This window comes from Gardnerella sp. 30-4, from assembly GCF_001641215.1.
Taxonomy (GTDB): domain Bacteria; phylum Actinomycetota; class Actinomycetes; order Actinomycetales; family Bifidobacteriaceae; genus Bifidobacterium; species Bifidobacterium leopoldii.
Genome location: NZ_LXJL01000158.1, coordinates 1 through 1,350, shown reverse-complemented (window position 1 = coordinate 1,350; position 1,350 = coordinate 1). Strand labels below are relative to the sequence as shown.

2 protein-coding genes are annotated in these 1,350 nt (G+C 39.0%); one reads left to right on the top strand and one right to left on the bottom strand.

The annotated features are described in order from the left end of the window. The coding region (locus A5294_RS06355; protein ID WP_064340733.1) for a metallopeptidase family protein at positions 1 to 422 on the bottom strand (422 nt) is incomplete at its 3' end. Between the two features lie 119 nt (positions 423 to 541). Here A5294_RS06355 and A5294_RS06350 point away from each other — a divergent pair. Next, positions 542 to 1,350: HAD-IIB family hydrolase (locus tag A5294_RS06350; RefSeq protein ID WP_064340732.1), on the top strand; the 809-nt coding region annotated here is incomplete at its 3' end.

Below are 1,350 nucleotides of genomic sequence, written 5' to 3'. Positions count from 1 at the left end.
CCCCAATCTGGATCAATTTCTTCTGGTCTGCGACCGTATAGTTCTGCTAAGCGTTGCACAAGCTCATCTCTGATAGCATATTGAAGTTCACTTCTGCTGCTTACATGAGTGCATAGCGGAAGCCTATACAATACAATTCTAGATTGCATACCACGGCTAGCTGGAAACGCTTGTGAAAGTATTCTGCGGTTTTGTTCCCATAACAGTGGTTGTGAAGGTGGCACATCTTCTACTGCAAATTGAACGTCTTTAGTTAATGCTCTCCAAGCACTGTTAAGACGTCTAATTTGAGCCGCTACCATAGCATCGAACATTCCGCTAGCGGTTCTATATTGTGGCAGGCGAGTACCAAATATTGGTGCCCTAAGACCTCTACCATGCCTATTTCTATAGTGACGTTCTTCCCAAATTAGACCTGTCATGCTTCCACTTTACGAGAAGGCTAGGGCAATAATATGTAAATAATTAATATGCGGTGTGTGAAATACGCTCACACTATAGAATACTGTATATATGGTTTTAAAAGTCAGGAGGATTTGTAATGCTCAAACCAATAGTGCATGATTGGAATGAGTTTAATCTTGACTTGAGCATTGCTGAATCGTCTCTTATTGCTTTTGATTTAGATAACACACTGGCATGTTCTAAAAAACCTATGCTTAAATCGATGGCTGAATCATTAAGTAAGCTGATTGATATAATTCCTGTTGCTGTAATAACAGGTGGCTGCTTAGAGTTAGTTAAGAAGCAAATTTTAGATATGCTAACTACTGGCACTAATCTTAAAAATATTCACATAATGCCCACTAATGGAACTAGTTATTATCGTGTGAATAATGACATGTCATTGCAATGTGTTTATGAGCATAGTATCGATTTTAAGCAAGCGCAATGCGTTATTGATGCAATACACAAGTGTGCAAAAAATATGGGCGTTTGGAAAGAACCCGGCGATCCAATGCTGTGGGGAGAACAGATAGAGAACCGCGGTAGTCAAATTACTTTTTCGGCACTAGGACAACTAGCTCCTATTGAATATAAAAAAACTTGGGATCCTAGCGGTTGTTTGAAAGCTCAACTTGCACAAAGCATTTCTCAAGCTTTACCTAATTTTGCTGTACGCGCTGGAGGAGATACTAGCATCGATATATACAGGCGCGGTGACGATAAAGCTCAAGCTTTGCGAATGCTATCTCAATATTGTGATTTTAATATTGAAAAAATTACTTTTATTGGCGATCGTATGTATCCTGGAGGAAACGATTATCCTACTGCCTTTACAGGAGCGTTAGTTGTTAAAGTAAGTAATCCTTCGGATACCTTAGAGCTTTGTAATAAGGTACTTAATAT